At 63.8% G+C, this 6,622-nt stretch carries 7 protein-coding genes and 1 pseudogene; 6 read left to right on the top strand and 2 right to left on the bottom strand.

Features of this window, described 5'->3' with window-relative positions; all coding sequences use genetic code 11:
- From EOA27_RS42135 to EOA27_RS16420, 4 genes and pseudogenes are all read left to right on the top strand, one after another.
- Nucleotides 1-144, top strand: a pseudogene (locus EOA27_RS42135) (sulfurtransferase); the annotation flags it as partial.
- Nucleotides 144-707 carry a GNAT family N-acetyltransferase gene (locus EOA27_RS16430; protein ID WP_126083809.1) on the top strand — a complete coding sequence of 188 codons (564 nt, stop codon included), beginning with the start codon at nt 144-146 and terminating at the stop codon, nt 705-707. The pseudogene EOA27_RS42135 and the gene EOA27_RS16430, both read left to right, overlap by 1 nt.
- Nucleotides 708-852: 145 nt before the next feature.
- Nucleotides 853-1,410 (top strand): OmpA family protein, encoded by a 558-nt coding sequence (locus EOA27_RS16425; RefSeq protein WP_126082778.1) that lies wholly within the window; start codon nt 853-855, stop codon nt 1,408-1,410.
- 245 nt (nt 1,411-1,655) lie between these two features.
- Nucleotides 1,656-2,123 (top strand): DUF1203 domain-containing protein, encoded by a 468-nt coding sequence (locus EOA27_RS16420; RefSeq protein WP_126082777.1) that lies wholly within the window; start codon nt 1,656-1,658, stop codon nt 2,121-2,123.
- A 445-nt stretch (nt 2,124-2,568) separates the two neighbouring features.
- Here the strand turns inward: EOA27_RS16420 and ald are convergent, their stop codons facing one another.
- Nucleotides 2,569-3,684: an alanine dehydrogenase gene (ald, locus tag EOA27_RS16415; protein WP_126082776.1), complete on the bottom strand. Its 1,116-nt coding sequence runs from the start codon at nt 3,682-3,684 to the stop codon at nt 2,569-2,571.
- Between the two features lie 213 nt (nt 3,685-3,897).
- Here ald and EOA27_RS16410 point away from each other — a divergent pair, with 213 nt between their 5' ends.
- Nucleotides 3,898-4,371: an Lrp/AsnC family transcriptional regulator gene (locus tag EOA27_RS16410; protein WP_040994689.1), complete on the top strand. Its 474-nt coding sequence runs from the start codon at nt 3,898-3,900 to the stop codon at nt 4,369-4,371.
- A gap of 385 nt (nt 4,372-4,756) precedes the next feature.
- Here EOA27_RS16410 and EOA27_RS16400 read toward each other — a convergent pair whose 3' ends face one another.
- Nucleotides 4,757-5,416 carry a 5-formyltetrahydrofolate cyclo-ligase gene (locus EOA27_RS16400; RefSeq protein ID WP_126082775.1) on the bottom strand — a complete coding sequence of 220 codons (660 nt, stop codon included), beginning with the start codon at nt 5,414-5,416 and terminating at the stop codon, nt 4,757-4,759.
- A gap of 172 nt (nt 5,417-5,588) precedes the next feature.
- On the opposite strand from EOA27_RS16400, the gene EOA27_RS16395 reads away from it, so the two are divergent.
- On the top strand, nt 5,589-6,622 hold a 1,034-nt coding region (locus tag EOA27_RS16395), incomplete at its 3' end, for an NAD(P)/FAD-dependent oxidoreductase (RefSeq protein WP_145970374.1).

Raw genomic sequence — 6,622 nt, 5'->3', positions numbered from 1 at the left:
ACGTCCTGTGGCTCGGGCATCACGGCGGCGGCGATCACGCTCGCGTTGGAGACGCTCGGCCATACCGACAACCGCCTTTACGACGGTTCGTGGACGGAATGGGGCGGTCTCAGCGACACGCCGGTGGTGACGGGGAAAGAATGATGGAAAACGGCGCGCCGCAAGCTATCGATGTCACGGTCACGTTCCTGGAGATGCACGCCGCGCCGGCGGTTTCGTCGCCGATCCCCTACAACCGGCAGATCGCGCTGCTGAAGACCAAGGACATCCCGCTCCATTTCTACCGCTATTTGATAGATCGCGTCGGGCGCAAATGGCACTGGGTCAATGTGCTGAGGATGAGCGACGAGGAGCTTGCCGCCGGCCTGCACCGCGAGGACCGCGACGTCAGGGTGCTCTATCTCGATGGCGCTCCAGCCGGCTTCTTCGACCTAAAGCCGCATCTTCCGGACGAAGTGGAGCTCGCCTATTTCGGCATGATGGAACATGCGCATGGCCAGGGCATCGGCCGCTGGTTCCTCGGCGCGGCGATCTCGGCGGCCTGGGCATATGGGCCAAAGTTCGTGTCCGTGCAGACCTGCACGCTCGACCATCCGGCGGCACTGCCGCTGTACCAGAAACTCGGCTTCACGCCTGTGGCGCAGAAGAAGGAAGTCGTGCACCCGCTGACCTTCGCCGAGCGTTCGGCCAGCGTCATGCGAGGCTAGACCCGTTTCACGCCGCAGCCGAGCCCAACCGGCGAACGCTTTTCCCGGAATTGCCGTGGGCCTGAACATCCCGTTCATCGCCGCTTCAGACTGTCTTTGCCATTGTCCGGCCGCATTACGAGGCCGAGCTTGTAGGAGAAAAGACATGTTGACCCGACGTATGTTTGCCGTTGCCGCGATCGCGGCAATTGCCATGCCGAGCCTGGCATTCGCACAGGCGACCACGCCTTCGGCCGCGACCATCGAGCGGCAGCTCGAGGCCGCGCCCAGGAAGAAGCTGCGCCCCAATGAACGTGTCACTATTCGCGAGTTCAAGCGCCGGCCGGACCTGCGGCACATGGCGCGTTCGATCGACATCCAGTCGATCAATTTCGAGTTCGGCTCGCCCGCCATCGCCCCCTCGCAATATGGCAAGGTCGAGATCATCGCCGACGCGCTCCATCGCATCCTGCGACGCGACCGTGGCGCCCGCATCCTGATCGAGGGCCACACCGACGCTGTCGGCTCCTTCGAGTCGAACCAGGTCCTGTCCGAGCGCCGGGCCGCCTCCCTCAAGCGGACCCTGGTAGGCGAGTTCGGCGTGCCCGCATTCGCGCTGGAAACCGTTGGCTATGGCGAGGAATTCCTGCTCGTTCCGACCCAGCAGGAGAACTGGCGCAACCGCCGCGTGACGCTGCGCCGCTTCGACGACTTCGTGCGGTAACGCTCAGTCCGACAATGCCGATGTCTAGAGCCCGGTTGCGCAAAGCAGCCGGGCTCTTCCATATGCGTGCCGCTAGAGCAATTCCAGGAAAAGTGTGAGCGGTTTTCCGTCCGGAATTGCGTAAAAACCAAGAGTTAGAGCGGTTCGCCGTTTCCGTGAAACGGTGAACCGCTCTAGGCAGGAATCGGGTGGGAGGCACTGCCGCCAAAGCATAATTTCCGGACATCGCCACCGGAGATTTTGCCATGAGCATCCAGTTCAAAGCCTTGCCGACCGAAGCCGTGCGCGCCTTGCAGGGGGGAGGGCCCGACGCCTATGGCCTTGCCCCGGAACATCGGATTTCCGACGGCGACGGCGTGCCCTGCAGGCATTGCATGAAAAACGTCGCAGTCGGCGACGGCTATCTGATCATGGCCTACAGGCCATTCCCGGAACTGCAGCCCTATGCCGAGACCGGCCCGATCTTCCTACACGCCGAGGAATGCGAACGCGCCGCCGACGGGGAGGCGCTGCCGGAAATGCTCGCAAGCAGCGACTATATCGTCAGGGGCTATGGCAAGGACGATCGCATCGTCTATGGCAGCGGCGCGGTCACGCCGACGGGCGATATCGCAGCCCGCGCCACGACACTGCTTGAGCGCGACGACATCGCCTACATCCACGTCCGCTCGGCGCGGAACAATTGCTATCAATGCCGCATCGAGCGGGCCTGATCCCAAACCGACAAGCCCCAAAAAAGAAGCCCGCCGATGGTCAGGCGGGCCGTTGGAGGGTCTGACAGAAGCTGTCGGCAAGTGCTGTCAGGGCGGGATTGTCCGAACCCGGCAAGCAGCACAGACCGCCAGTAGCATCGCGTGTCTAGGCATCTTTCCCGCCGCGCGAATGTGAAGCACTTCACACAGGGACGCATAACGGCCGAAAGACAGGATCGAAGTCCGTCAAGACTGTCGTATTCTCGTCGTACTCCTTTGCTAAGAAGCAATGGTTGATGATCAGTCGACCGCGGATGGACCGGCGGCAGGTCGCAACATCGAGGAAGCGGGGCTTTTGCTCCGCTTTTTTGTTGTCCGGACTTCTTCACGGAAACCTACTTCCGCGCAAGAAAAAAGCCCGCCGGAGTTAACCGGCGGGCGTGACAGGAGGAATTCTTGCCGGATATCAGGCGGCGAGCACCGCTTTCGGCTCGACCATTTCGTAGCCGAGCGCTTCGGCGACGGCGCGGTTGGTGATCTTGCCCTTGTGGACGTTGAGGCCGTTGCGCAGGTGGTGGTCGTCGACCAGCGCCTTGAGCCCCTTGTCGGCGAGCTGCAGGCCATAGTGCAGCGTCGCGTTGTTGAGCGCGTGCGCCGAGGTGACCGGCACGGCGCCCGGCATGTTGGCGACGCAATAGTGGATCACACCGTCGACCTCGTAGGTCGGATCGGCATGCGTCGTGGCATGCGAGGTCTCGAAGCAGCCGCCCTGGTCGATCGCGACGTCGACCAGCACCGAGCCCTTCTTCATGCCGGAAAGCATCTCGCGGGTGACGAGCTTGGGCGCCGCGGCGCCCGGGATCAGCACGGCGCCGATAACGACGTCGGCCGAGAAGCATTCCTCTTCCAACGCCTCGACGGTCGAGTAACGCGTGTGGACGCGGCCGCCAAAAATGTCGTCGAGCTGGCGCAGACGCGGGATCGAGCGGTCGATGATGGTGACGTCGGCGCCGAGGCCGGCCGCCATCTTGGCCGCATGCAGGCCGACGACGCCGCCGCCGAGCACGGTGACCTTGCCGGGCAGCACGCCCGGCACGCCGCCAAGCAGCACACCGCGGCCGCCATTGGCCTTCTGCAGCGCTGTCGCGCCAGCCTGGATCGACAGGCGGCCGGCGACTTCCGACATCGGCGCGAGCAGCGGCAGGCCGCCGCGGTCGTCGGTCACGGTCTCATAGGCAATCGCGGTGACGCCCGAAGCGAGAAGACCCTTGGTCTGCTCCGGATCCGGAGCCAGGTGCAGATAGGTATAGAGGATCTGGCCGTCGCGCAGCTGCACCCATTCATTGGGCTGCGGTTCCTTGACCTTGACGATCATGTCCGACTTGGCGAACACGTCGGCCGCCGTCTTGGCGATGGTGGCGCCAGCGGCGCGATAGGCGTTGTCGTCGGCGCCGATGCCGGCGCCGGCGCCGGTCTCGACCAGCACGTCGTGGCCGTGCGCGACATATTCGCGGACCGAGCCGGGCGTCAGGCCGACGCGATATTCATGGTTCTTGATTTCCTTGGGGCAGCCGACACGCATCTTTCTTCTCCTGTCCACGCCCTTTCAGGGGCGCTCTCCCTGTCATTGGTGCATGCCATCAGCTCCGGAACGCCGCGCGATTTGGAGGCGACACGCAATAATCGCAGTCAACCACGAATCGTTCCGTATGTGTTTGCGAATGCACTTGCGGCAAGGATCGGTCTTCGATAATCGTTGCGCAAAATAGCCGGAAATTCGCAGGAACCACGAAAAATGCCGCTCGACAGGATTGATATCGCCATTCTGGAGACTTTGCAGAAGGATGGCCGGATACCCAATGCGGCGCTTGCCGAGAAGGTCGGCCTTTCGCAATCGGCCTGCTCGCGCAGGCTCGACAACCTGGAGAAGTCCGGAACCATCCGCGGCTATCACGCGCGGCTTTCCAACAGCGCGCTCGGCCACCAGATGACGGCGATCGTGCACATATCGCTGTCGGGGCAATTCGAAAAGACGCTGTCGGATTTCGAGGCGGCGATCAAGCGTTGCCCGAACGTGCTCTCCTGCCATCTGATGTCGGGCGAATACGACTACATCCTGCGCATCGCGGCGAAGGATCTCGTCGACTATGAGCGCATCCACAAGGAGTGGCTGTCGGCGATGCCGCATGTGACCAAGATCAACTCGTCCTTCGCGCTGCGCGAGATCGTCGATCGCACGGCGGTCGGCTTGAGGCCGGAGATGGCCTAGGATCTGGATTGATAACCAGTAGGAGGCAGCAGCTGCGATATGACAGAAAGAACTACGCTCGCCGAGTCATTGCCGACAACCTCCGTCATCCGCATCTCGCGCGCCAGCTTCGACCCGGCTCGGTTTGCCGAGGTTGATGCCGCCAGCAAGAAAACCGCGCAGTACATCATCCAAGCCGTCAGACGGCTGCCGGGGCTGCTCCACTTTTATTCGGGCGTCTCGCCGAAAGGCGAGATGGTCCAAGTTAGCGTCTGGGATACCGACGAGCATGCGGCGCAACTCAACACCCTGAAGGAGATGGTCGTCGACGGCCGCAGGGACATGGAGGCGGTCGGCGTCACTTTCACGCTGATTTTCCACTATCCGATCGATGGACCTGGCCCGTTTAGGCGGGATTCGCCTCCGTCACCACAGTCGTCATCGCAATGTCGTGCGGCTGCGGGTAGATGGTGGGGATGCGCTGCAATTCATAGCCGACGCCGATCACCAGCGGCCTGAACGGCATGGCGGCCAGCGTGCGGTCGTAAAAGCCGCCGCCATAGCCCAGCCGATACTTGCCTGGATCGATGCCGACGATCGGCGAAATCACGATGTCGGGCAGGACGGGGTCGCCTTCGGCCGGGATCGGAATGTTCCAGACACCCTTTTCCAGCCGGTCGCCCGGTCTGTAGGCGCGAAACACCAGCGGCTGACCCTTCTCGATGACGACAGGCAGCGCGGTGCGGCCGCCGCGCTCGTTGATAGAGGCCATCCAGCCGCGCAGATCCGGCTCGCCGCGAAACGGCCAATAGAGGCTGACCATCCGGCCCTCTATGTCGCCGATCAGCGCGTCGAGGCCGACCGCGATACGTGCCGACATAGCGGCGCGCGCATCGGCTGAGACGGCAAGGCGGGCATTGATGAGCCGCTCGCGCTCGGCCTTGCGCCAACGCCTGATATCCGTCCAATCGGACAGCGGCTCCCGGTATTCCGGCTCGAGTTCATGCATGAAGCAGGGCGGTGATGCGTATTGGGCCGGCCCTTCGTCGTCGCGATTGTCAGCCATGATAGGCTCCTGTCATGGGGTCTCACGCTATACCTGCGGCAGCACGCGCTACATATGCATTCACGACGCCGCGCGACGACTCTGGGGCATGTTTCCAGCCGGCAAGACTGTTGTTGCAGCGCACAAAATACCTACATTCTATGTGGTAGTTTTACACCGCGAGGTGGATGAAATGAGCGAAGCCAGGCATCATGTCGTGGTCGTCGGCGCCGGATTCGGCGGGCTCGAACTCACCCGCGCGCTGGCTGGTGCGCCGGTGCGCATCACCATGATCGACAAGCGCAATCACCACCTGTTCCAGCCGCTGCTCTACCAGGTGGCGACGACGTCGCTGGCGACCTCGGAGGTGGCCTGGCCGATCCGTCATCTCTTACGCAGGCGCAAGGACGTGACGACGCTTCTCGGCACTGTCACCGGTGTCGACCGCGCCGGCAAGCGCGTGCTGCTCGACGACGGCAGTTCGGTCCCTTACGACACGCTGGTCCTCGCCACCGGCGCGCGTCACGCCTATTTCGGCCATGACGAGTGGGAGCCGTTCGCGCCGGGGCTGAAGACGCTCGAGGATGCCACGACGATCCGGCGCCGCATCCTGCTCGCCTTCGAGCAGGCCGAACGCGAAACCGATCCCACCAGGCGCCAGGCGTTGCTGACGTTTGTCATCGTCGGCGGCGGCCCGACGGGCGCAGAGCTCGCCGGCACCATTGTCGAACTCGCGCACGACACGCTACGCGGCGAGTTCCGCAACATCGACACACGCCAGGCGCGCGTCGTGCTGATCGAGGCCGGCGACCGCATCCTGGCAAATTTCGCGCCGCAACTTTCCGACTACGCCCGCAAGGCGCTGGAGCGGCTCGGCGTCACCGTCGAGCTCGGCCGCCCCGTCACCCGACTCGACGCCGAGGGCGTCGTCTTTGGCGACAAGCAGCTACCGGCAAGGACGATCATCTGGGCCGCTGGCGTTGCCGCCTCGTCTGCGGCCGAATGGCTGGGCGCTTCCGCCGACCGGGCGGGCAGGGTGCTGGTCGAACCCGACCTCACCGTGCCGAGCAGCCCGGACATTTTCGTCATCGGCGACACCGCGCATGTGGTGCGGCCGGATGGGAAGCCCGTGCCGGGTGTGGCGCCCTCGGCCAAGCAGGAGGGCAAGCATGTCGCCGCGACGATCAAGGCGCGGCTTGCCGGCGACATCGCCACGCGGCCTTTCCA

Origin of the sequence: Mesorhizobium sp. M2A.F.Ca.ET.037.01.1.1 (assembly GCF_003998075.1) — a bacterium.
In the GTDB taxonomy this organism is placed as follows: domain Bacteria; phylum Pseudomonadota; class Alphaproteobacteria; order Rhizobiales; family Rhizobiaceae; genus Mesorhizobium.
Note: the sequence above shows the minus strand (reverse complement) of the source record. Positions and strands in the feature narration are given on the sequence as shown.

Bases quoted from the DNA above. Each gene is read 5' to 3' on its own strand.
- EOA27_RS16425 (WP_126082778.1), top strand. From the start codon at position 853: ATGTTGACCCGACGTATGTTTGCCGTTGCCGCGATCGCGGCAATTGCC.
- EOA27_RS16430 (WP_126083809.1), top strand. From the start codon at position 144: ATGGAAAACGGCGCGCCGCAAGCTATCGATGTCACGGTCACGTTCCTG.
- EOA27_RS16400 (WP_126082775.1), bottom strand. From the start codon at position 5,416: ATGGCTGACAATCGCGACGACGAAGGGCCGGCCCAATACGCATCACCG.
- EOA27_RS16410 (WP_040994689.1), top strand. From the start codon at position 3,898: ATGCCGCTCGACAGGATTGATATCGCCATTCTGGAGACTTTGCAGAAG.
- EOA27_RS16420 (WP_126082777.1), top strand. From the start codon at position 1,656: ATGAGCATCCAGTTCAAAGCCTTGCCGACCGAAGCCGTGCGCGCCTTG.
- ald (WP_126082776.1), bottom strand. From the start codon at position 3,684: ATGCGTGTCGGCTGCCCCAAGGAAATCAAGAACCATGAATATCGCGTC.